At 62.1% G+C, this 22,922-nt stretch carries 24 protein-coding genes; 18 read left to right on the top strand and 6 right to left on the bottom strand.

Features of this window, described 5'->3' with window-relative positions; all coding sequences use genetic code 11:
- Positions 1-2: 2 nt before the first annotated feature.
- The 11 genes from AC07VH_RS05270 to AC07VH_RS05220 all read left to right on the top strand — a co-directional run bounded on the left by AC07VH_RS05270 (position 3) and on the right by AC07VH_RS05220 (position 10,104).
- A complete protein-coding gene (locus AC07VH_RS05270) occupies positions 3-962 on the top strand; it encodes an agglutinin biogenesis protein MshI (protein ID WP_494787023.1) in 960 nt (319 codons plus the stop codon).
- Positions 959-1,621 (top strand): MSHA biogenesis protein MshI, encoded by a 663-nt coding sequence (locus tag AC07VH_RS05265; RefSeq protein WP_494787022.1) that lies wholly within the window; start codon positions 959-961, stop codon positions 1,619-1,621. The genes AC07VH_RS05270 and AC07VH_RS05265 overlap by 4 nt, the downstream gene beginning before the upstream one ends.
- Positions 1,621-2,319 carry a type II secretion system protein M gene (locus tag AC07VH_RS05260; protein ID WP_494787021.1) on the top strand — a complete coding sequence of 233 codons (699 nt, stop codon included), beginning with the start codon at positions 1,621-1,623 and terminating at the stop codon, positions 2,317-2,319. Before AC07VH_RS05265 ends, AC07VH_RS05260 begins: the two co-directional genes overlap by 1 nt.
- Positions 2,304-2,705, top strand: a complete 402-nt coding sequence (locus tag AC07VH_RS05255) for an MSHA biogenesis protein MshK (protein WP_475414481.1) — start codon at positions 2,304-2,306, stop codon at positions 2,703-2,705. Before AC07VH_RS05260 ends, AC07VH_RS05255 begins: the two co-directional genes overlap by 16 nt.
- A 38-nt stretch (positions 2,706-2,743) precedes the next feature.
- Positions 2,744-4,525, top strand: coding sequence for a pilus (MSHA type) biogenesis protein MshL (mshL, locus tag AC07VH_RS05250; RefSeq protein WP_475414482.1), 1,782 nt, complete (start codon positions 2,744-2,746; stop codon positions 4,523-4,525).
- Positions 4,526-5,428: an ExeA family protein gene (locus tag AC07VH_RS05245; RefSeq protein ID WP_475414483.1), complete on the top strand. Its 903-nt coding sequence runs from the start codon at positions 4,526-4,528 to the stop codon at positions 5,426-5,428.
- Positions 5,429-5,445: 17 nt separating this feature from the next.
- Complete coding sequence (locus AC07VH_RS05240; protein ID WP_494787020.1) at positions 5,446-6,504, top strand: tetratricopeptide repeat protein; 1,059 nt, start codon at positions 5,446-5,448, stop codon at positions 6,502-6,504.
- 26 nt (positions 6,505-6,530) lie between these two features.
- Positions 6,531-7,421, top strand: coding sequence for an alpha/beta hydrolase (locus AC07VH_RS05235; RefSeq protein WP_489630660.1), 891 nt, complete (start codon positions 6,531-6,533; stop codon positions 7,419-7,421).
- Positions 7,422-7,463: 42 nt separating this feature from the next.
- Positions 7,464-8,570 (top strand): serine hydrolase domain-containing protein, encoded by a 1,107-nt coding sequence (locus AC07VH_RS05230; protein WP_489630661.1) that lies wholly within the window; start codon positions 7,464-7,466, stop codon positions 8,568-8,570.
- Positions 8,571-8,758: 188 nt separating this feature from the next.
- Positions 8,759-9,409, top strand: coding sequence for a DUF2625 family protein (locus tag AC07VH_RS05225; protein ID WP_494787019.1), 651 nt, complete (start codon positions 8,759-8,761; stop codon positions 9,407-9,409).
- 236 nt (positions 9,410-9,645) lie between these two features.
- A complete protein-coding gene (locus tag AC07VH_RS05220) occupies positions 9,646-10,104 on the top strand; it encodes a nuclear transport factor 2 family protein (RefSeq protein ID WP_494787018.1) in 459 nt (152 codons plus the stop codon).
- Between the two features lie 42 nt (positions 10,105-10,146).
- Here AC07VH_RS05220 and AC07VH_RS05215 read toward each other — a convergent pair whose 3' ends face one another.
- From AC07VH_RS05215 to AC07VH_RS05205, 3 genes are all read right to left on the bottom strand, one after another.
- Complete coding sequence (locus AC07VH_RS05215) at positions 10,147-11,250, bottom strand: HD-GYP domain-containing protein (RefSeq protein ID WP_494787017.1); 1,104 nt, start codon at positions 11,248-11,250, stop codon at positions 10,147-10,149.
- A gap of 41 nt (positions 11,251-11,291) precedes the next feature.
- Positions 11,292-12,470: a pyridoxal phosphate-dependent aminotransferase gene (locus tag AC07VH_RS05210; RefSeq protein ID WP_494787016.1), complete on the bottom strand. Its 1,179-nt coding sequence runs from the start codon at positions 12,468-12,470 to the stop codon at positions 11,292-11,294.
- Positions 12,471-12,553: 83 nt separating this feature from the next.
- Positions 12,554-12,988 carry a putative toxin-antitoxin system toxin component, PIN family gene (locus AC07VH_RS05205; RefSeq protein ID WP_494787015.1) on the bottom strand — a complete coding sequence of 145 codons (435 nt, stop codon included), beginning with the start codon at positions 12,986-12,988 and terminating at the stop codon, positions 12,554-12,556.
- Positions 12,989-13,018: 30 nt separating this feature from the next.
- On the opposite strand from AC07VH_RS05205, the gene yaaA reads away from it, so the two are divergent.
- Complete coding sequence (gene yaaA / locus AC07VH_RS05200) at positions 13,019-13,789, top strand: peroxide stress protein YaaA (RefSeq protein ID WP_494787014.1); 771 nt, start codon at positions 13,019-13,021, stop codon at positions 13,787-13,789.
- A gap of 95 nt (positions 13,790-13,884) precedes the next feature.
- Here yaaA and AC07VH_RS05195 read toward each other — a convergent pair whose 3' ends face one another.
- The gene (locus AC07VH_RS05195) at positions 13,885-14,688 is read right to left on the bottom strand and encodes an outer membrane protein assembly factor BamD (protein WP_070220227.1); all 804 of its coding nucleotides are present in this window, start codon (positions 14,686-14,688) and stop codon (positions 13,885-13,887) included.
- Between the two features lie 89 nt (positions 14,689-14,777).
- On the opposite strand from AC07VH_RS05195, the gene AC07VH_RS05190 reads away from it, so the two are divergent.
- Positions 14,778-15,803: an RluA family pseudouridine synthase gene (locus tag AC07VH_RS05190; RefSeq protein WP_034781141.1), complete on the top strand. Its 1,026-nt coding sequence runs from the start codon at positions 14,778-14,780 to the stop codon at positions 15,801-15,803.
- Positions 15,803-16,588 (top strand): peptidoglycan editing factor PgeF, encoded by a 786-nt coding sequence (gene pgeF / locus AC07VH_RS05185; protein WP_494787012.1) that lies wholly within the window; start codon positions 15,803-15,805, stop codon positions 16,586-16,588. The genes AC07VH_RS05190 and pgeF overlap by 1 nt, the downstream gene beginning before the upstream one ends.
- Before the next feature lie 16 nt (positions 16,589-16,604).
- Here the strand turns inward: pgeF and AC07VH_RS05180 are convergent, their stop codons facing one another.
- Entirely contained in the window at positions 16,605-16,838 is a 234-nt protein-coding gene (locus AC07VH_RS05180; RefSeq protein WP_475415141.1) for a hypothetical protein, read from the bottom strand.
- Between the two features lie 239 nt (positions 16,839-17,077).
- Between AC07VH_RS05180 and phaC the strand changes: the two genes are divergently transcribed.
- The 4 genes from phaC to AC07VH_RS05160 all read left to right on the top strand — a co-directional run bounded on the left by phaC (position 17,078) and on the right by AC07VH_RS05160 (position 22,495).
- A complete protein-coding gene (gene phaC, locus AC07VH_RS05175; RefSeq protein WP_494787011.1) occupies positions 17,078-18,802 on the top strand; it encodes a class I poly(R)-hydroxyalkanoic acid synthase in 1,725 nt (574 codons plus the stop codon).
- A 224-nt stretch (positions 18,803-19,026) separates the two neighbouring features.
- Positions 19,027-19,590: a polyhydroxyalkanoate synthesis repressor PhaR gene (gene phaR / locus AC07VH_RS05170; RefSeq protein ID WP_219116002.1), complete on the top strand. Its 564-nt coding sequence runs from the start codon at positions 19,027-19,029 to the stop codon at positions 19,588-19,590.
- A 194-nt stretch (positions 19,591-19,784) separates the two neighbouring features.
- The gene (gene rimO / locus AC07VH_RS05165) at positions 19,785-21,140 is read left to right on the top strand and encodes a 30S ribosomal protein S12 methylthiotransferase RimO (protein WP_215404874.1); all 1,356 of its coding nucleotides are present in this window, start codon (positions 19,785-19,787) and stop codon (positions 21,138-21,140) included.
- A gap of 188 nt (positions 21,141-21,328) precedes the next feature.
- Entirely contained in the window at positions 21,329-22,495 is a 1,167-nt protein-coding gene (locus AC07VH_RS05160; RefSeq protein WP_494787010.1) for a cystathionine beta-lyase, read from the top strand.
- A gap of 37 nt (positions 22,496-22,532) precedes the next feature.
- Here the strand turns inward: AC07VH_RS05160 and AC07VH_RS05155 are convergent, their stop codons facing one another.
- Positions 22,533-22,895 carry a DUF4870 family protein gene (locus tag AC07VH_RS05155; RefSeq protein WP_099410143.1) on the bottom strand — a complete coding sequence of 121 codons (363 nt, stop codon included), beginning with the start codon at positions 22,893-22,895 and terminating at the stop codon, positions 22,533-22,535.
- Positions 22,896-22,922: the final 27 nt, after the last annotated feature.

Here is a 22,922-nt window from a genome sequence, read left to right as displayed (position 1 = left end):
GCATGGGTTTATTCGCAAGAGCAAAGAAGTACGATGGCTGGCTGGCCACGGCGTTTGGCCGCGAAGGCGTCAGCGCTGTCGTCGTCGAACGTCCCGCCGACGGCATGCCGCGCGTGCGGGGCGCCGGCTACCAGGCGGCCGCGCGGCCGGCGCCGACCGAGGTGCTGGAGAAACTGGGCAAGGAGCTGCAGGCCGCCGCGCGTCACTGCACCACCGTGCTGGCCGGCGGCGACTACCAGCTGCTGTCGCTGGAAGCGCCGGCCGTGCCGCGCGAGGAATTGAAGACGGCCGTGGGCTGGCGCCTGAAGGACATGCTGGATTTTCCCCTGGCCGAGGCCACCATCGACGTGTTCGACATTCCCGCCGACCCGAACGGCACCCAGCGGGGCAGCAGCGTGTTTGCCGTCGCCGCGCGCAACAGCGCCGTGTCGCGCCGCCAGGCGCAGTATGCCGAATGCAAGATCGGCCTGTCCGTCATCGATATCCCCGAGATGGCGCAGCGCAATATCGCCACCTTGCTGGAAACGCCGGGACGCGGCATCGCCGTGCTGTTCTTCGATGGCGACGGCGGCTTGCTGACCATGAGTTTCAATGGCGAGCTGTACCAGGCGCGCCGCATCGACGTGACCCTGGCGCAATTGCAGTCGCCCGACGCCAGCCAGTACTACGACCGCGTCACCCTGGAACTGCAGCGCTCGTTCGACCATTTCGACCGCCAGTTCCATTTCATTTCGCTGGCCCGTCTGATGCTGATGACGGGCGCGGCCGATGGCTTGCACGCGTATCTGGCCGACAATCTCTACATGCCGGTCGAGCAGATCGACCTGGCCACGGTGCTGGATTTTTCCCAGGCCGCCGAGCTGCGCGCGCCCGCCATGCAGGCGCGCTACTTCCTGGCCATCGGCGCGGCCTTGCGCGAGGTCGGCGTGCACCCGGGCAAGCACGAAGGGAAGGGCGCATGAGCCAGCAGATCAATCTGTTCAATCCCCAGTTTGAACTGAAAAAACACCATATGTCGGCGCGTACGGCCGGCCTGGGCCTGGGCGCGCTGGCGCTGGTCCTGCTGACCCTGGGCGTCGTTGCCCAGCGGGCCACGGCGGACCTGGAACAGCGCGAAGCGGGCGCCAAGGCGGCGCTGGCGCAAGTCGAGGCGAAGCGCGACCAGATCGTCCGCGATTTTCCTCCACGCAAGAAAGATCCGGCCCTGGCGCAGGAACTGGCGGCCGTCGAGGCGCAGCGCCAGCTGCTGCAGGATGCGTCGGCCGTGCTGGACAGCGGCAAGCTGGGCAATACCCTCGGCTATGCCGGCTATTTCCGCGCGCTGGCGCAGGCCAGGGTCGAGGGCGTCTGGCTGACGGGCGTGGACATCGCCGGCGCCGGCAATGACTTCGGCCTGCAGGGCCGGGCCTTGCACGCGTCGCTGCTGCCCGCGTACATCGCGCGCCTGGGCCAGCAGGAAGTACTGAAAGGCAAGACCTTCGCCAGCCTCGACATCGGGCAGCCCGATCAGCCGTCCGTGGCCGAGGGCAAGGCGGCCAGCCTGCCGTATATCGCGTTCAGCCTGCAGTCGGCGGACCGCGCCGCCACGCCGGCAAAACCTGTTGCTGGAGGAACGCGCTGATGCTGCCCTTGCTGAAGAAATGGGCCGCCGCCTTCGACGCCCTCAGCCTGCGCGAGCGGCTGATGGTGTTCGGCGCCGGCGCCGCCGCCATCCTGTTCGTGTTTTATTTCATGAGCTTCAATCCCCTGTTGGCGAAACGCGCCACGCTGGAAGCGAGTATTGCGCAAAAGCAAAGCCTGTTGAGTGCGACGAACAAGGAAATCGAGCTGAGCATGCTCGCCCATGCCGCCGACCCCGACCGGGAAGCGCGCGCGCGCCTGGCGGCCTTGCAGGCGGAAACGGCGTCCCTGGCGCAGGCGCTGCGCGAGAAACAGCACGGCCTGGTGGCGCCCGGGCGCATGGTCACCTTGCTCGAACACTTGCTGCGCCGGCACGCCGGACTGCGCGTGGTGTCGCTGAAAACCCTGCCCGCCAGCGCCGTGGGCGGCCGCCAGACCGATGCCGCGAACGGCGATCCTGCGGCCAAGGCGGATGCCGCCAAGGTTCCGGCCCCGGCCCCGTTGCTGCACCAGCATGGCGTGGAAGTGGTGCTGCAAGGCAGTTATGCGGACATGGTGCAATACATGCAGGCGCTGCAGGCGATGCCGACGCGCGTCTTCTGGGGCGCCGCCCACCTCGATGCGGCCGGTTATCCGGGCGCCACCTTGACCCTGACCTTACATACCCTCAGCATGGACGACACATGGATCGCACTCTGACCGCTGGCCGCGCGCTGCCGGCGTCTTTCCTGGCGCTGAGTTTGACGTTGAGCCTGGCATGGCCGGGCGCGCAGGCGCAGGCGCTGGACGACCCGACGCGCCCGCCGGCGGCCCTGTGGGCGCCCGCCAGCGCCGCGCCCGTCGTCGCGGCCCGGCCGCAGCTGCAATCGGTGCTCATCTCCACCCAGCCGGGCGGGCGCCGCCTGGCCGTCATCGATGGCCAGACAGTCAAGGTCGGCAGCAAGGTGGGCGATGGCGTGGTGACGGAGATCCACGAGACGGCCGTATTGTTGCGGCGTGGAAAATCGATGGAAACCTTCAAGCTGTACCCGAGCAGCAAGACCGACAATAAGACCGATCGCAAGACCGACCGCAAGCAGGAGTAGAAGAAGTGGCCAAGCAATTCAATCAACACAAGGCGAGCATGTTCAAGATCAGTACGATGGCGGCTGTCATCAGCGTCAGCCTGGGCCTGGGCGGCTGCAATGTCGCGCCCGTCAAGCGCGACACCTACAATGCGATCACCGATGCCGTCAAGGGCGCGGCAGCCACCACGGCGCCAGCGGCCCAGCCGGATGCCGTGGAAGCAGCGCTGCTGCCGCCCGTGGCGGCCCTGGCCCAGCAATTGCCGAAGGCCCGCGCCGCGCTCGACGAGCGCTTCAACGTGGCCTTCAACAATGTGCCGGCGCGCCAGTTCTTCACTTCCATCGTGGCCGGCACGCGCTACAACATGCTGGTCCACCCCGACATCGGCGGCACGATTTCCGCCAATCTGAAGGATGTGACCCTGTTCCAGGCGCTCGACGCCGTGCGCGAGCTGTATGGCTACGACTACAAGGTCGAGGGCACGCAGATCTACATCAAGCCGCTGACCATGCAGACGCGTTTGTTCCATGTCAATTACCTGACGGGCGCGCGCCGGGGCAGTTCCAACCTGCGCGTCTCGTCGACGTCGGTGGGCTCGGTCGGCTCGACCAGCTCGGGCGGTTCGGGCAGCAATGGCCAGAACGGCAACCAGGGCAATAATAACGAGCAGAACCAGCAAACGAATGGCGGCCAGGGCGGCCGCACGCTGGACAGCAGCAATTTGACCACCTCGTCGACGGCGGATTTCTGGCCGGAACTGAGGGCGGCGCTGGAAGCCATCGTCGGCAGCAGCGAAGGGGGCCGGCAAGTGGTGCTCAGCCCGCAGTCGGGCGTGATCGTCATCCGCGCCATGCCGGAAGAGCTGCGCAATGTCGACATGTACCTGAAGGCGACGCAGCTGTCCGTCGACCGCCAGGTGATCCTGGAAGCGAAAATCCTCGAAGTCGAACTCAACGACAACACGCAGACGGGCATCAACTGGGCCTCGTTCGCCTCCATCAAGAGCGGCCATACGAACCGCATCTCGACGGGCTTCATCCAGCCGGGCGGGACCCTGGCGCCGCTGCCGTTCAACGGCGGCCAGCCGCCCAACATGACGAATGGCAGCGGCTTGACGGCCAGCAGCGGCTTCGGCCTCAGTTCGGCGGCGACGGCGGCCGGCTCCATGTTCGGCCTGGCGTTCCAGACGGCCAATTTTGCCGCCATGATTTCCTTCCTGGAATCGCAGGGTTCCGTGCACGTGCTGTCGAGCCCGCGCATCGCCACCATGAACAACCAGAAGGCCGTGCTGAAGATCGGCACGGACGAGTTTTACGTGACGGGCGTGTCGACCACCACGAATACGACGGCCAGCGGCGCCACCACCAGCCCCAACGTGACCTTGCAGCCGTTCTTTTCCGGCGTGGTGCTGGACGTGACGCCGCAGATCGATGCGGATGGCAACATCATCCTGCACGTGCACCCGTCCGTCAGCCAAGTGTCGACCATCAGCAAGGAAATCGACCTGGGCAGCGCTGGTTCGCTGAAGCTGCCGCTGGCCGCCTCCAGCACCTCCGAGATGGACAGCATGGTGCGCAGCCAGGATGGGCGCATCGTCGCCATCGGCGGTCTGATGCGCCAGGCCACCACGGCGGACCGCTCGCAAGTGCCGGGCGCGGGCGACCTGCCCGTGCTGGGCGCGCTGTTCCGCAACACGGGGCAGGTGATCCAGAAGCGCGAGCTGGTGGTGCTGATCAAGCCCACCATCGTCGATGGCGCCAACAGCTGGAACGAGGACTTGCTCGATTCGGGCAAGCGCATCGAGGCGCTCGACCCGCGCCGTCCGTCGGAGCGGCGCTAAATGTACCAGGCCCATTTCGGCTTGCGCGAGGCACCGTTCGGCCTCACGCCCGATACCAGTTTCTTCTTCAACGGCCCGCAGTCGCAAAAGGCGCTCAACACCCTGCTGGTGGCGGCGCGCAATGGCGAGGGCTTCATCAAGATCACTGGCGAAGTGGGCACCGGCAAGACTTTTCTTTGCCGCAAGTTCATGCAGTCGCTGGGGCCGGAGTTCGTCACGGCCTATATCCCGAATCCGAACTTGCCGCCCCGCTCGCTGATCCTGGCCCTGGCCGACGACCTCGACGTATTGCTGGAAAAAGATGCTGATCAGCATCAATTGCTGAAATCCCTCAACTTGCGCCTGCTCAACCTGGCGGCGCAGGGCAAGCGCGTGCTGCTGTGCCTGGACGAAGCGCAGGCGATTCCCGTCGATAGCCTGGAAGCCTTGCGCCTGCTGACGAACCTGGAAACGGAAAAGCGCAAGCTGCTGCAAATCGTGCTGTTCGGCCAGCCGGAACTGGACGTCAAGCTGGCCCTGCCGGAAATCCGCCAGCTGGCGCAGCGCATCACCTTTCACTACCACCTGGGACCGCTGTCGCGCGACGACGTGGATTTCTATGTGGCGCACCGTTTGCGCGTGGCCGGTTTCGACGGCGCGCGCCTGTTCAGCCGTGGCGGCGTGGCGCGCCTGTACAAGGCTTCCGGCGGCATTCCCCGCCTGATCAACATCATGGCGCACAAGGCGCTGATGGTGGCGTATGGCGAAGGGCGGCAGCAGGTCAGCGGCCGCCACGTGGCGCTGGCCGCCAGCGATACCCTGGCCAGCAAGCCCCGCTTGTGGCAGAAGCCTTGGCCATGGCTGGCGGGCGCCGGCGTGCTGGCCGCCGCCTGCGGCCTGAGCTGGACTTTATTGAACCGATGACGAAGATGAGCCTGTAGATGAGCCTGATTAACAAGATGTTGCAAGACCTCGATGCGCGCGGCACCCCCGATGGACGCGGCGACGCGGCCGGCATCCGTTCCGTGCCCGAACGCGAGCGGGGCGTGTCGCGCGCGCTCGTTTTTGGCGGCGCGGCCGGCCTGACGGCGGCCGCCATCGCCCTGGGCTGGGTCTACCTGAAGCGCCCGCCCGTGCCGCCCGTGCTGGTGAATGTGGCCAGCAAGCCGGTTCCGGCGCCGCTTCCGGTGCCCGTTCCTGTGCCTGTCGCCGTAGCGCCCGCGCCGCTGGCGGTCGCCCCGGCGGCGCAACCCGAACCCGTGTTCCAGGCGGAGGAAGTGGCCCCGGCACCCGCCAGGGCGCGTCCTGTCGAGTCCCGGCGCGTCGCGGAAAAAGCCGCCAAGCCTGCCGCTGCGCCCGTGGTGAAAACGCCGGCACCGGCCGCCAGCGAGCGCATCATCGACGGCAAGCAAGTCACGCCGCAGCAGCGCGTGGAAAATGAGTACCGGCGCGCGCTGGCCCAGTTGCAGGATGGCCGCGTCTCCGACGCCATGCTGGCCTTGCAGCAGACCCTGCAGCTGGACCCGCGCCACCAGGGCGCGCGCGAAACCCTGGTGCGCCTGCTGCTGGAAGCGCAGCGTCCCGACGAGGCGGCGCGCCAGTTGCAGCTGAGCCTGGCGCTGGACCCGAAACAGCCGGCGCAGGCGATGATGCTGGCCCGCTTGCAGCTGGACAAGGCCAACGGCGACGCGGCCGCCCTCGACACCCTCATGCGCAGCCTGCCGTACGCCGCCGACAACGGCGAATACCACGCCTTCCTGGCCGGCGTGCTGCAGCGCGAGCAGCGCTACCGCGAAGCGTCCGAGCACTACCAGCTGGCCCTGCAGGCGGCGCCCGACAACGGCGTCTGGTGGATGGGTCTCGGCATCGCCTTGCAAGCGGACAACCACCCGGCCCAGGCGCGCCAGGCGTTCGAGCGGGCCAGGGGCTTGCAAACTTTATCTCCCCAGCTGCAGGCGTTCGTCGAGCGCAAGCTGGTGCAGCTGGCGGCGGCGAAGTAAGTTTCACCTTAATGAAAGAAACCAGCTTGAAACCTCTCAGCTTGTTCATCGTCCTTTGCGTTGTTGCAAATAGTGTATTTGCCGCGCCCGCCAGCTACGTTCTTGAAAATACCGAAGTGCGCGACATCCGCGCGCAAGGATTGAAGCGCGACTACCAGCTCTATGTCGCCTTGCCCGATTCCTATCGGCAGGGGAATAAACGCTATCCGGTGCTGTTCGTCGTCGACGCCAATTATGCGTTTCCCGTCGTGCGCAATATCGCGCAGCGCCTGAACAAGCATGCGGGGATGGAAGAAGTGGTGGTCGTCGGCCTGTCGTACGCCAACGGCGATGGCGGCGTGTACAGCCGCCGCCGCGACTACACGCCCAGCACGCCGCGCAAGCATGACTACCGCTCGGACATGCCGGGGCGGCAACCGGCGTTCGGCGAAGCGGCGGCCTATGGTCAGTTCGTCTCGGGCGAGGTGTTTCCCTTCATCGCACAACACTATCGCGTCAACATGCAGCGCAAGGTGTTTATCGGCCATTCCTACGGCAGCCTGCTGGGCCTGCAATTTTTGCTGACGGAACCGCGCACCTTTGAGCACTACATCCTCGGCAGCCCCTCGCTGTGGTACGACGCCGGCGTGATGTTCGACCGCGAGCAGGCATATGCCGCCAGCCACAAGGACTTGCCCGCGTCCGTGTTCTTCGGCATCGGCGGCCTGGAAAAGCTGGCACCAGGAAAGAAACGGTCGCGTGCGGAGGAAGACGCCGATATGCTGGCCGACGTGCGCGAATTCGACGGCAAGCTGAAATCGCGCAAGTTTCCCGGCCTGAAGACGCGCCTGCGCGTGTTCGAGGACGAAGACCATGCGAGCGTGTTTCCCTTTGTGCTGACGCATGGCTTGCGGGCCTACCTGAAGTCCTCTAACTGAACCGGTTTCACTGGAAATAATAAACCAACCCGGGATATCCCCATGAAAACTCCAGATGCTGGCAAAAAAATGACTTCATTGCCGAAGATGTTTGCGATGTCTCTTTTATTGACCATCTCGACGTTTGTGCATGCCCAGGTTGGTAATAAATTTCACATGGAAAAGGCAGGCGACTACGCCGCTGAAATTGACAGATTTATCCAGACAACAAGTCCAAGAAGTTTTAATGGCGTCGTTCTCATCACGAAAAATGGCAAGACGACATATTCAAAAGCCTTTGGGTATGCGGATGTGGAAAATAAAATACCATTGAAGCTGGAGGATAATTTCCGGATCATGTCGAATAGCAAGCAGGTTACTGCCGTGCTGATCTTGAGGGAGGTTGAAAAAGGCAACATCGATTTGCACAGTCCCGTCAGAAAATATTTGCCCGATTTGCCGCAGGCCTGGGCCGACGAGGTGACGGTGCATCAACTGCTGAACTTTTCGGCAGGAATCACTGACATTGACAAGCCGCTGAGCTTCAAGCCCGGAACGGACTTCCTGTATGGTGTGACGACCTACACCATGCTGGGCAATATTTTTGAAAAAGTCAGCGGGAAAACGTATATCGAGGCGGTCAATGACTTGTTCAAGGAACTGGGAATGCACAACAGTTTTTGCTATGAAGAAAACAAAGAAAACAAGAAGAATAACGTTATCAAGGGTTATGTCAATTCAAACAATGTGTTGGAGTTGAAGGAGCATCCCGTTCAGGGCGCAGGCTGGCTCGGTTTTATTCCGGCTGGAGGGATCGTTTCCAATGCAAAGGACTTGGCTGTCTGGGATGATAAGCTTCACAACGGAAACATTTTAAAACCGACAAGCTATAAACTGATGACTGACTACACCATATCCAGCCAGCATGTTGCTTTCGGAACTGAAGATGTAGGATATGGCTACGGTGTGTATGTGAGCGATAAAACACCCGTTAAATACATCGGGCACTCTGGGAAAGGATTGGGATTTGCATCGATCAAGGTATATTTTCCTGAAAAAGATGTTGATGTTGTCGTCCTGGAAAATCAGTTCAGCGAAGATAGCGCGCTGCATTACTATTTTGAAATAAAAATAAGGGAAATAGTGATGAATAGCAATCTTGTGAGATAGTCAGATTGCTCTGGCATCATCAGTGCCGAAGGTTGCGGCTGTGGGCATGTCTTCGCGGCCGGCAAATGCCGGAAATGCCCGTGGGATGGCCGGCAGTGTGCGAAAAACAATAGCGCCGAAGCGGCAATTTTTGCCGCGCCCTTGCGCTCCCGGGCTGCCGCGAGCGCGCATCAACAAGGTCAGATTGCATGCGTACATTGAATGAATTACTCGATAGCGAGGACCCGGCATTTCCGCTGATCAGGCAATGGGCCAGCGAGGCCGACTTGCCGGTGGAGTTGCTGCCACCCTCGGCCGCCAGGGAGGATGTGCTGCTGAGCCTGCAGGTCACCACGCGTTCTCCCCTGGGGGCGATAGCCTATGAAACGGGAGGCATCCTGGTGGATGACGGCTGGCTGCGCATACTGGGATCGGGACATGCCAGGCTGGACCGGGATATTGCTACGTGGAACGAAGGAAAGGCCGACGGTTTTCTGCTGGTCGCCGACGACGTGCTGGGCGGATTTTTTGCCATCAACGGCGGCGTACTCGGGGACGACCAGGGCAATCTGTATTACCTGGCTCCCGAGACGCTGGCGTGGGAAGCGCTGGAGATCGGCTTCACGACGTTTGTTCAATGGGCCTTTACCAGCCAGCTGCGGCAGTTTTACGGGCGACAGCCTGGCGACGCGGACGGCTTCGACGAATTGCCCTTGTCAGGTGAGCTCTGCCTGAATTTTTATCCATTCCTGTGGATGCAAGAGGGTTCCCTCAAGACCAGTTCGCGGCGCGCCATTCCCGTGCAAGAGCAGTGGGTACTCAACGTTGATCTGCAACAGAAGTTGCCCGACGCGCGCTGAGGCAGGGCTTGCGGGCATATCTGAAAGCATCGCCATGCGCATCCCGAGGCGGTGGAATGGCATTTCAATCCAGCAATCAAGCGGTTTGTCGCAATGGCATGCTACAGAAATGGGCAAGGGGATAGCATACAGTGGGCTTTCTCGTGATGCGAGGCCCGCAAGCGGGTGTTCGATGCTGACGATAGCGCAGTCATCAACGGACGCTTCTCCATGACTTCGACCAGGATGACATACGCATGACATTGACCCTGTCATATATTCTTTCCACCTGCCTGCTTGGCACCTTGGGCGCGATCGGTGGCGCGCAGGCGGCGCCCGCCGACGCCGAACTGGTCGCTTTGGTGCAGCGCCATGCGCAGGCCCAGAGCAGCTTCGATCAAGCCACATTGAAAGCCGTCACGGCCGAGAATTATGTGGAAATATCGCCCGTCGGCGAGGTGGACGGGCGTGAAAAGATGCTGTCCTTCTATGCGCCGGAGCAGAAGCGGCCGGGTCCGCAAGTCCAGGTCGATGAACCGGCGGTGCGCCTCTTTGGCGATACGGCGCTCATCTCGGCCCGGCTGTCCTACCGGCTCAATCAGGAAGGGGGGGCGCGTACCTTCGCCATGCGCGCCGGGTATGTTGCCCGGCTTGTCGACAAGCAATGGCTGCTCGTCAGCGCACAGTACACGGGCATCCGTCCGCCTAAACCGTGAAGTAACACTGTGTGGTGCTGGCCCCGGCGTCATCCAGCCAGGTTAGAGCCGTGCCTCATCGCCCCACACATGCCGCATGCTGAAGTGCAAGCCGGCATCGTCTTCATGCAGCGACGAGACGATGGCGAACTGGCTGTCGCCCGTGTCGCGCGGCGTCATCCGCGATAGTTCGGCGGCGGCCAGCGGCGCGCCCAGCGGGTCGCTAAGCGGATGCACGTGGGCGGCGCCCCGTTGCGTGACGACGCCCAGTTCGCCGCTGCGCAGGCGCACCAGCGTGCCGGGCGGGTATTTGCCGAGCAAATTGACGAACTGCTCTCCCAGCAGCGGGTCGATGGGCAGGTTCTGGTCGAGGAAGATGTGCTGCAGCGCCTGGTCGGGCACGATGGAGCGGCGGTAGTTGCGCGCCGAAACGCGGGCGCAATAGCGGTCGGCCAGGCCGATCAGCTTGGCATTTTGCAGGATTTCATCGGCCGTGCGCCCTTGCGGGTAGCCGCTGCCGTCATCGTTTTCATGGTGCAGCAGCACGCAACTGAGCCATTCCTCGTCGTCGACGCCGGCGCATCGCAGCAATTCCGTGCTTTCCTGCGGATGCAGACGCACGATGCGCATTTCTTCGTCGTTCAGGGGGCCGCGCCGGTCCTGGAAACTGTCGTGGTGGCGCAGCATGCCCACGTTCATCGTCAGCGCGGCAGCGCCGATCAATAACAGTTCATCGTGGGACTTGTGCATGCTGCGGCCCACCAGCATGGCCAGCAAGGCCGTTTCGATGCAGTGGCGCACGGCGTAGCTGCCGGCGATCTGGTTCAGCAGGATGCTGGCCAGGGCGATGTCGGCATCGTGCTCGAGCGCGCGCAGCAGTTCGCGGGCGATGTCGCGCACGTCGCGCTCGGCATTGTTTTCGCTGCGCAAGGCCAGCAGCAGCCGTTCCAGGCGCTGCGCCGCTTCATTGAGCAAGCGCAAGACGGACGGCTGGTCCGGCGTGCCCACATACAGGCCCAGTTGCATCAGCCGTCCCAGCTGCGCGCCGTCCGTGATGATCTGCCCCTTGCGCAGTTGCGGGCCGGCACTATGGTCAGCCAGAAACAGATCCCAGGGCAGGGGTTCGCCGGGAACCAGGTCGGCCGGGCCGATGCGACGCTGTACCATGCTGTCATCCTTTGCTCCGCCGGGGCGGAGAAGTTCTGTCGTTAAATGCTGCGCAGGCGCTCCAGCGCCAGGCGCAAGGTCTCGTCCTGTTTGGCAAAGCAGAAGCGCACGATGCCCGACTCCTTGCCCTGCGCGTAAAACGCGGAGACGGGGATGGCGGCCACCTTGATTTCCGCCGTCAGCCATTCGGCGAACTGCGCTTCAGTCTCTTGCGAAATGGCATCGTAACGCACGCACTGGAAATACGTGCCGTCGGCCGGCAGCAGGGTAAAGCGGCTGCCCGCCAGGCCGTCGCGGAACAAATCGCGCTTGCGCTGGTAAAACGCGGGCAAGTCCAGATAGGGCTGCGGGTCGGCCATGTAGCCGGCGATACCGTGCTGCATGGGCGTATTGACGGTAAACACGTTGTACTGGTGCACCTTGCGAAATTCCGCCGTCAGGGCCATTGGTGCCGCCACATAGCCGACCTTCCAGCCCGTCACGTGATACGTCTTGCCGAAGCTGGACACGATGAAGCTGCGCGCCGCCAGTTCAGGGTTGCGCGAGAGCGAGGCGTGCGGCACGCCGTCGTACACCATGTGCTCGTAGACTTCATCCGATAAAATCAGGATTTGCGTGCCGCGCACGATGTCGGCCAGGGCCGCCACGTCGGCCGGGCGCAAAATCGTGCCCGTCGGGTTATGCGGCGTATTGATGATGATCAAACGCGTCTTGGGGCTGACGGCGGCGGCGAGCTTGTCCCACGGCACGCTGTAACCCCGTTCACCCACTTGCATGGCCACCAGCACGGGCACGCCGCCGGCCAGCGCGATGGCGGGCAAATAGCTGTCGTAGGCCGGTTCGATGACGATGACTTCGTCGCCCGGGTGCACGCAGCACAAAATCGCCGTCGTCAGCGCCTGCGTGGCGCCGGCCGTGACGGTGATTTCCGTGCCCGCGTCGTAGGTGTGGCCGTACAGGCTGGCGATCTTCGCGGCGATGGCTTCGCGCAGAGGGGCGGCGCCCGTCATCATCGGATACTGGTTGCGGCCGGCGCGCATGGCGTCGCCGACGAGCTCGACCAGAGCCGGGTCGCAATCGAAGTCGGGAAAGCCCTGGCCCAGATTGACGGCGCCATGCTGGGCCGCCAGGCTGGACATGCGGGTAAACACGGTGGTGCCGACAGCGGGCAGGCGGGTGGCCAGGGTGGGAGTCAGGTGGGGCAGGGACGGGCTGTTCATGAACGGTAGGGTCGCGGTGCGGAAAGTGGAATCGTTTCCCATTCTAGCGCAGCGCGCCCCGTCGCGTGCGGGGCTTTGGCGACTCAGCCCGGCAATGCCCAGCCTTCCGGCACCATGATCTTGAACATGCCGGCCTTGGCCGTCTTCCGGGCCAGTTTCAGCAGGGCCTTGTCCTTGGTGATGAGGATGTCGGCGTTGGCGTCGCGCGCCAGTTCGAGGAATTTCTGGTCATCCTTGTCCGTGCAGACGGGCAGGCGCATGCCGGACACGGGCGGCGCCACGACGCTGATGTGGGCGTCGAAGCGGGCGGCGGCGACGGCACGGCTGGCTTCGTCGAGCGGCAGATGCTTGTAATGCAGCACGACCAGATATTCCGCGCGGCAATCTTCGCGCGTGATGGCGTGCACGGCGCCGCTTTCCATGGCCGCCAGCAGGCCCGCCCAGCGCGGGTCGTTGAAGACGAACAGGTCGAGGCAAACGTTGGTGTCGAGGACGAGTTTTTGTGGAGCAGGTATCATGTCGGCAATTCTATTCTGTAGTGATAATTTATGTTGATCGTGCTTTCGCCCGCCAAGAGTCTCGACCTGGAGACGCCGCCAACGACCACGTTGCACAGCACCCCCGATTTTCTCGACCATTCCTTTCAACTCATCGAACGCATGCGCCAGTTCTCGCCCGCCGAAGTGGGCAGCCTGATGGGCATTTCCGACGCCTTGTCGGCCCTCAACGTGGCCCGCTATGCATCCTGGACGCCGCAGCTGGCGGAAGCGCGCCAGGCCATCATGGCCTTCAACGGCGACGTGTATGCCGGTTTCGAGGCGCGCAGCCTGCAGCCGGCCCAGCTCGACTATGCCCAGTCGCGCGTGCGCATCCTGTCGGGCCTGTACGGCTTGCTGCGCCCGCTCGACCTGATCCACCCGCACCGCCTGGAAATGGGCACGCGCCTGTCGACCGCGCGCGGCAAGGATTTATATGCGTTCTGGGGCGACACCATCACCAACGGCCTGAACCGCGCGGCGAAGGAGCAGGGCGCGCAAGTGCTGGTCAATCTTGCTTCCGAAGAATATTTCAAATCCGTCAAGCCGCGCCAGCTGGACGTGCCCGTCATCGCGCCCGTGTTCGAGGACTGGAAGAACGGCAAATATAAAATCATCTCGTTCTACGCCAAGCGCGCGCGCGGCATGCTGGCCCGCTATGCGGCCGTCAACCAGATCCGCGATCCGCAGCAGCTGAAGCAGTTCGACGTCGATGGCTACGGTTTCGTGCCGGAAGCGTCAAATGATGCTAGCTGGGTGTTTCGACGTAAAATTGGCAACTGAATGCAGCGGACGGCTGGGGTCAGACCCGACGGGTCTGACCCCGGATTCTGTTGTTGGGTCAAGAAAAAACCGGAGCAAGCTCCGGTTTTTTCATTTTACTGCCAGAATTTCCACCACTTGCGTTCCTTGTTCACCCCTTCCGGGCTGAGGAATGCCGTGTTCGGGTAGTTCTTGGTCAGCACGCGCAAGGTATCGTCGCGCAGGTCGGTCAAGCCCAGCTTGTCATACGAGCGGTACATGATGAACAGCGCTTCTTCGATGGCCGGCGAGGCGGCAAAGTCCTTGACCGTCGTTTGCGCGCGGTTGGCGGCGGCCAGGTAGGCGCCGCGGCGGTAGTAATAGCGCGCCACGTGGACTTCATATTTCGCCATGGCATCGATCAAATAGTTCATGCGGGCCAGCGAATCGGGCGCATATTTGCTATTTGGAAACTTGTCGACCAGTTGCTTGAAGGCGGCAAACGCTTCGCGCGTGGCTTTCGGGTCGCGCTCGGTCGGGTCTTGCTCGTACAGGAAGTTCAGGAAGCTGATCTGGTCGTTAAAGCTGATCAGGCCCCGCAGGTAGTACATATAGTCCACATTGGCGTGGTTCGGATGCAACTTGATGAAGCGTTCGACGGCGGCCAGTGCCTGAGCCTGGTCTCCCGACTTATAATACGCGTAAGCGATCTCCATCTGCGCTTGCAGAGCATAGTTGCCGAAAGGATAGTTAGCCTCCAGCTTCTGGAACAGGCCGATTGCAGCTTCATAGTGCTGCCCGGCCATTTCTTCACGCGCCTCCGAGTATAATTTCGTAACGGACCAGTTTTTGGTCTCATCCACTTTTTCAGGCAACAAGCTGCAAGCGGACATGCCGAGCAGAACGACTGAAGCGACTACCAACGATAATTTTTTTTGCATGACGTTTTGCAAGAAGGTTTTAACCAAGATTTTACAATAGGCTGATTATAGCCGATGGGAATGCTGTGATATTAACTCCGAAGCCTAATTTGGCTGACCCCGCGTTTGACTCCCTTTCTGACCATGCTGCCGAAGAGGCGTTTGACGGCGATTTTGCCGCCGACGACGTCTTCGAGGAAATGGCCCCGATTACATTGGAACTGACGCCGGACGCCTGCGGCCACCGCCTCGATAAAGTCATCGCCCAGCTGGTGCCGCAATACTCGCGCAGCCGCCTGCAATTGTGGCTGGAAGCCGGTTTCGTGACCGTCGATGGAAAAGTTGCCAAACGCAACATGACCGCCTATGGCGACGAGAAGATCGTCATTCTGCCGCAAAGCGCGCCGGAAGACGAGGCTTTTAAGCCGGAAGCGATGGAATTGAACATCGTGCACGAAGATGAGCATATCATCGTCATCAACAAACCGGCCGGACTGGTCGTGCATCCGGGCCCCGGCAACTGGTCGGGCACCTTGCTCAACGGCTTGCTGCACCACTGCCCGCAACTGGCCGGCGTGCCGCGTGCCGGCATCGTGCACCGCCTGGACAAGGATACGAGCGGCCTGATGGTGGTCGGCAAGACCCTCGCTTCGCAAACGGACCTCGTGCGCCAGCTGCAGGCGCGCACCGTCAAGCGCGAGTACTTCGCGCTCGTGTGGGGCACGCCGAAAATGGCGGGCACCATCGATGCGTCCATCGCGCGTCACCCGCGCGACCGGGTCAAGATGGCCGTGTCGGAGAATTTCACCGCCAAGCCCGCCATCACGCACTATGAATTGATCGGCAGCGGCGAACTCGACCGCCGTCCCGTCAGCCTGATGCAATGCCGCCTGGAAACAGGCCGCACGCACCAGATTCGCGTGCACATGCAGCATCTGGGCTTTGCGCTGGTCGGCGACTACGTGTACGGCAAGCAGCACCTGGTGTCCGTCTTCTCGCGCCAGGCGCTGCAGGCACGCCGCCTGGGCCTCGTGCATCCGGGCACCCTGGAAGCGTGCGAGTGGATCGTGCCGCTGGCCGATGATTTCGCGCAACTGATCGCCACGGCCGGCATTCCCGAGCCGGAACAGGTCTGATGACGTCACCGTTGCCTTGCATTCTTCCCCATTGGCCCGGCCTGCCAGCGAACGTGGGCGCGCTGGCGACCGTGCGCGCGGGCGGCGTCAGCCAGGGGCCATATGGTGACGGGCAGGGCGGCGGCGGCTTGAACCTGGGCACGCACGTGGGCGACGATCCTGACCACGTGGCCGCCAACCGGGCGCGGCTGGCGGCAGTCTTGCCGGCCGAGCCGGCCTGGCTGTCGCAGGTGCATGGCGTGGCCGTCGCCGATGCCGCTACGCTGGGTGCTTGCGTGCCCGATGCCGACGCCAGCATCGCCACGCAGGCGGGCGCCGTGTGCGTGGTGATGACGGCCGATTGCCTGCCCGTGCTGTTCAGCTCAAGCGATGGCCTGGTCGTCGGCGCAGCCCACGCGGGCTGGCGCGGCCTGGCCAACGGCGTCTTGCAGCGCACGGTGGACGGCATGCGGGCGCAGGGTGCGACGGAGATCCTCGCCTGGCTGGGGCCGGCCATTGGTCCGCAGCAATTCGAAGTGGGACAGGACGTGCTGCAGGCGTTCAGCGACGGCGCGCGCGATGATGCTGAACGGCAAGTGTTGTCGGATGCATTCGCCGCCATCGCCGGCAAGCCGGGCAAATACCTGGCGAATATTTATGCGCTGGCGCGCACCATGCTGTTGCGCGATGGCGTGGCGCAAGTGGCGGGCGGGGAATATTGCACCGTCAGCGATGCGGCGCAGTTTTACTCGTACCGACGCGATGGCGTCACGGGAAGACAGGCCAGTTTGATCTGGCGCAAATAATCTGCACGGCAGGCACTTATGTGTCTGCCGTTTTTGTTTTATCGTCTGCTGAGGCGAGCGCGCGGGCGTTCAGTTCAGCGACGCGCTCAGCCTTGCGTTTGCGTCGCCGCGAGCCCGTCAGATAGAATAGGATGGACAGCGGGATGACGCAGTACAGCACGAAGGTCATCACCCCGGCGACGATGGACGCTTCCGTCAGCGCCATGAGGCCGACGACATAGATCCAGGCAACAGCGGTCATGAGCATCATGAGTAGTGGCAGTGAGTAAGAGTTTGCATGCAGATGATCCAAAAATATTTATTTTTCGACTACGTTTCGGCGCCTAACAAAACCGTAGCGAGCGGAAGGGAGAGGTGCCTAAGAAGCGCAACCGTACTCTAGTACGGTGAGCATCGCAGGCCGCCTATACCGACGCGCAGTAGGTTTTGTTCGGCGTCCCTCAATCTTGAATGGACTTACATATATCTATGAACATGCCCGATCCTCAAATGATGACCAAGGAATGGATGGCGCAGATCAGCAATCCTGAGCAGTGGAAGACGTGGTTCAACATGGTACCGCAGCCCCAGGGCAATCCGATTGCCGGCATTTTGCAGGATGCGGGCGTCAGCATCAAGCCGGAAGCGATCGAGCAACTGAAAAATGCCTACCTGGCCAAGCTGACGGGCTTGTGGGCTGACTTTATGGCTGGCAAGGCGCCGGAGCTGAAAGACCGCCGCTTCGCCGCGCCCGCCTGGCACGCCAGCCCCCTGTCGGCCTTCAACGCGGCCGCCTATCTGCTCAATGCCGAATTTCTCAGCGCCATGGCCGATGCCGTGGAAGCGACGCCGCACCAGAAGCAAAAGATTGCCTTTGCGGTACAGCAAATCGTCGATGCCATGTCGCCCGCCAACTTTTTGGCCACCAATCCCGATGCCCAGCAAACCCTGATCGAGACCAAGGGCGAAAGCCTGGCCAAGGGTTTGACGAACATGCTGGCCGACATGCAGAAGGGCCGCATTTCGCAGTCGGACGAATCAGCCTTCGAAGTGGGCCGCAACGTGGCCACCACGCCGGGCACGGTGGTGTTTGAAAATGCCTTGTTCCAGCTGATCCAGTACACGCCAAGCACCCCCACGGTACACCAGCGGCCCCTGCTGATGGTGCCGCCGTGCATCAATAAATTCTATATCCTTGACTTGCAGCCAGAAAACTCGCTCGTGCGCTATGCGGTGGAGCAGGGCAATACCGTATTCCTCATGTCCTGGCGCAATCCGGACATGAGCATGCAGCACCTGACGTGGGACGATTATGTCGAGCAAGGCGTGATCGAAGCCATTCGGGTCACGCAGGACATTTCCGGCCAGGACAAGCTGAATATGTTCGGCTTTTGCGTGGGCGGCACCATCGTCTCGACGGCGCTGGCCGTGCTCAAGGCACGGGGCGAGAATCCGGCCGCCAGCCTGACCCTGCTGACCACCTTCCTCGATTTCTGCGACACGGGCGCGCTCGACGTCTTTATCGACGAGCCGCAAGTGGCGCTGCGCGAACAGACGCTGGCCAAGGGCGGCCTGATGTCGGGCCGCGACCTGGGCAGCACTTTCTCGAGCCTGCGTCCGAACGACCTCGTGTGGAACTATGTGCAGTCGAATTACCTGAAGGGCAAGGAACCGCCCGCGTTCGACTTGCTGTACTGGAATGGCGACGGCACGGGCTTGCCGGGCCCCATGTTTTGCTGGTATCTGCGCAACACCTACCTGGAAAACAGCCTGAAGGTGCCGGGCAAGCTGACGGTGGCCGGTGAAAAAGTCGACCTGAGCAGCATTGACGCACCCGCTTTCATCTACGGTTCGCGCGAAGACCATATCGTGCCCTGGGGCGCGGCCTACGCCAGCACGGCCCTGCTGAACCCGAAAAAGCCGAAAGCCAACCGTTTTATCCTCGGTGCCTCCGGCCATATCGCCGGCGTGATCAATCCGGCGTCGAAGAAAAAGCGCAGTTACTGGAGCAACGACGCAGGCAAAGGCGCGCGCACGGCGAAAGCCAAGCCCTTGACTGCCGAGCAATGGATGGAAGGCGCGACCGAGCACGTGGGCAGCTGGTGGCCCGAATGGGCGGCCTTCCTGGCCGAACACGGCGGCGCCCAGGTGAAGGCGCCAGGCAAGCCGGGCAACAAGCGCCACGCGGCAATCGAGCCGGCGCCGGGGCGGTATGTTAAAGTCAGGGCAGATTAATTCACAAAGCGTTTTGCCGGGCAAGACCGGCGTAATCACCGGTCTTGTCAGGAATCTACTTTTAGTTGCGTTGCAATAAATGCGGGAATCTACTACCCTGATGTGCAATGGAGCCGTTTTCCACTCTATAATGGAAAACGTAGGCAGGTGCGAAAGCGGACCCACGTTCGCTTTTTTTTCGGATTAACTCAGTATGCGCTGCGGCGCAATAAGTGGAACTTGTGATGAGTAGTGCAAAAAAAAGTATAGACCGCCTGATTAAAAAATATCCCAACCGCCGTCTGTACGACACGCAAACCAGTTCCTACATCACCTTGACGGACGTCAAGCAGCTGGTGTTGGACAATGAGGTGTTTACCGTCGTCGATGCCAAATCCAATGAAGATTTGACGCGCAGCATCTTGCTGCAAATCATTTTGGAAGAGGAAGCGAACGGCGCGCCCATGTTCTCGAGCAGCGTGTTGTCGCAGATCATCCGCTACTATGGCCACGCCATGCAGGGCATGATGGGATCCTACCTGGAAAAGAACGTGCAAGCGTTCACCGATATCCAGCACAAATTCACGGGCACGTCGGCCGGCAGTTTCGAAGGCAAGCCATTCAGCCCGGAAATGTGGACCCAGTTCATGAATGTCCAGGGCCCGATGATGCAGGGCATGATGAACAACTACATCGACCAGAGCAAGAGCCTGTTCGTGCAGATGCAGGAACAGATGCAGAGCCAGAGCAAGAATCTGTTCGGCACCTTCCCGTTTGTGCCGCCGGTTCCTCCAAGCGACAAAAAGTAATCAATGCCACACGCTCACCGGGCGATTTGATCGCCCGGGAGTTGTATCGGCGTCATCAAAACAGCATAGTTCTGTCAGCAAGGGGCGGCTCGGGGTACAATAGCCGATTCGCCTCACCATTTTACTAGCTGCCAACTATGTCTGAAATTCACCGTATTCCCGTTCCTTCCGCCCAGCCCGAGGCCATGCAGGCCATGCCAGGTGCGGCGCCGAAAGTGGGCTTTGTCTCGCTCGGCTGCCCGAAAGCGCTGGTCGACTCCGAACAAATCCTGACCCAACTGCGCGCCGAAGGCTACGAAACGGCGAAATCCTACGCTGGCGCCGATCTGGTGATCGTCAATACCTGCGGTTTTATCGATGCTGCCGTGCAAGAGTCGCTGGACGCCATCGGCGAAGCGCTGGCTGAAAACGGCAAGGTCATCGTCACCGGCTGCCTGGGCGCCAAGAAAGATGCTGCCGGCGACGACATCATCATGAAGGTGCACCCGAAAGTGCTGTCTGTCACGGGCCCGCACGCGCTGGCCGAAGTGATGGATTCCGTCCATTTTCACCTGCCGAAACCGCATGCACCGTTCCTCGACCTGGTGCCGCCGCAAGGCGTCAAGCTGACGCCGAAGCACTATGCGTATTTGAAAATTTCCGAAGGCTGCAATCACCGTTGCAGCTTCTGCATCATCCCGTCGATGCGCGGCGACCTCGTCTCGCGCCCGATCGGCGAACTGATGATCGAAGCGGAAAACCTGTTCAAGGCCGGCGTCAAGGAATTGCTGGTGATTTCGCAAGACACCTCGGCCTACGGCGTGGACGTGAAATTCCGCTCCGGCTTCTGGAATGGCCGTCCCGTGAAAACCCATATGACGCAGCTGACGGAAGCGCTGGGCGAACTGGCCAAGTCCTACGGCGCCTGGGTGCGCCTGCACTATGTATACCCGTACCCGCACGTGGACCAGATCATCCCGATGATGAGCGGCGGCCACATCCTGCCTTACCTCGATATTCCGATGCAGCATGCGCATCCTGACGTATTGAAACGCATGAAGCGCCCGGCCAGCGGCGAGAAAAACCTCGACCGCATCCAGGCCTGGCGTGCCATCAACCCGGACCTGACCATCCGCTCGACCTTCATCGCCGGTTTCCCTGGGGAAACGGAAGCGGAATTCGAGTACCTGCTCGACTTCCTCAAGGAAGCGCAGATCGACCGGCTCGGCTGCTTCGCGTATTCGCCCGTCGAAGGCGCGACGGCCAATGCCATCGCCAATCCTGTGCCGGAAGAGCTGCGCGAAGAGCGCCGCGGCCGCGTGATGCTGCTGCAGGAAGAAATTTCCAAGAAACGTCTGCAGGCCAAGGTCGGCAAGACCGTACGCGTGCTGATCGATGAAGTCACCCGTTCCGGCGGCGTGGGCCGCTCGTCCGCCGACGCGCCGGAAATCGACGGCGTCGTGTACGTCAAGCCGCCGTTCGAGCCGCACCGCAAGCTGGCCGTCGGCCAGTTCGTCGACGTAAAAATTACATCAGCGGATGCGCACGACCTGTGGGGCGCCGCCGAGTAAAAAACGTCCATGCCTGCGTTGCGCTGCCTTGCCGTACAGTAAAGTACTGTCTTCGGCAGCGCGCCTTGGCCTGAACGTTTTTTATGCAGGTGTAACACTCTGTCATACGTACGGCAGGCAAGGGCATAAGCCCTTACAATCAAGGCGGACCAGCAAATGCTGGGCCGCCTTTTTTACTTTCCGACGCCATGACCACACCCAAATCTCCGCAAACTGCGCTGATCCACAGCGATTACCAGGCGCCGCAAGGCTTTGCCGCGTTTCCCAACGCCATCCATCACGCCTCGACCGTGCTGTTCAAGGACGTGGCGGCCATGCGCTCGGGCGACTGGAAAGAAAAGAACGCCTATACCTACGGCTTGCACGGCACGCCCACCACGTTCACCCTGGAAGCGCGGCTGGCCGAGATCGAAGGGGGTACGCACTGCCTGCTGGCGCCGTCGGGGCTGGCGGCCATCGCCATGGCGGACTTCGCGCTGCTGAAGACGGGCGACGATGTGTTATTGCCGGAAAATATCTACAACCCGAACCGCGAACTGGGACGCTGGCTGGCGCAGGATTTCGGCATCACGGCCCGTTATTACGATCCGCTCATCGGCGCAGGCGTCGCGGCCTTGATCCAGGAAAATACCAAGCTGATCTGGACGGAAGCACCGGGTTCCGTGACGATGGAAGTGCCGGACTTGCCTGCCATCTGCGCGGCCGCCCACGCGCGCGGCGTGCTGGTGGCCCTGGACAATACGTGGTCGGCGGGCCTGGCCCTGCGCGGCTTCGACCTGGGCGTGGACATCATCATGCAGGCGCTGACGAAATACCAGTCGGGCGGTTCCGACGTGCTGATGGGCGCCCTGATCACGCGCGAGCGGGCGCTGCACGACCGCCTCGCGCAGGCGCACATGCGTCTGGGCATGGGCGTGGGGGCGGACGACGCCTACTTAGTGCTGCGCGGCTTGCCGACCATGAAGCTGCGCTTCGACGCCCACGACAGGGGCGCGCGCACGGTGGCCGCCTGGCTCAAGGGCAGGAGCGAGATCGCCACGGTGCTGCATCCGGCTTTCGCCGATTGCCCCGGCCACGCCATCTGGCAGCGCGATTTCACGGGCGCGGGCGGCCTGTTTTCCGTGCTGTTCGACGCCCGCTACACGGAGGCGCAGACGGACCGTTTCGTCGATGCCTTGCAGTTGTTCAAGATTGGCTACAGCTGGGGCGGCGCGAACAGCCTGGTGATGCCGTACCGCATCGCCGCCATGCGCAAGGGCTGGCCGCTGCCGGGCCAGCTGGTGCGCCTGAACGTGGGGCTGGAAGATCCGCAGGATCTGATCGCCGATATCGAACGGGCGTTCGCGGCGATGTAGCGGCAGTGGGCAAGCACGACGGCTTGCCCGCAAGTCCTTACATGGGCACGGGCTTGTTGTTGTTCAGGTCGAGAAAGCCGCGCAGCAGGCGGTAAGCCTTCCACAGCCAGGCCACGCCCCACACGACGAGCGCCAGCGGAATGCCGATCAGCGTGATCCACAGGATGGCGCCGACGACGATCCAGGCCACATACCACCAGAAGGAACGGATCATCCAGCTGTGATGGCTGTACACGAAGGTCCCGGCCGCCTCGTCCCGCTTCACATAATTGATGATGAGCGGAATGAAGGAAAACGCGCCCAGCGAAAACACGAAGCTGGCGCCATGTATCAGGTACAACCACCAGGCCAGGTTTTTGGTCTGCTGGAGTTGGGTATCCAAAATAATATCTTGTGACATGAAAGCTCCCGTCGTTGCGCAATTTTT

The organism is Janthinobacterium sp. GW821-FHT03C10, from assembly GCF_059420865.1.
Note: the sequence above shows the minus strand (reverse complement) of the source record. Positions and strands in the feature narration are given on the sequence as shown.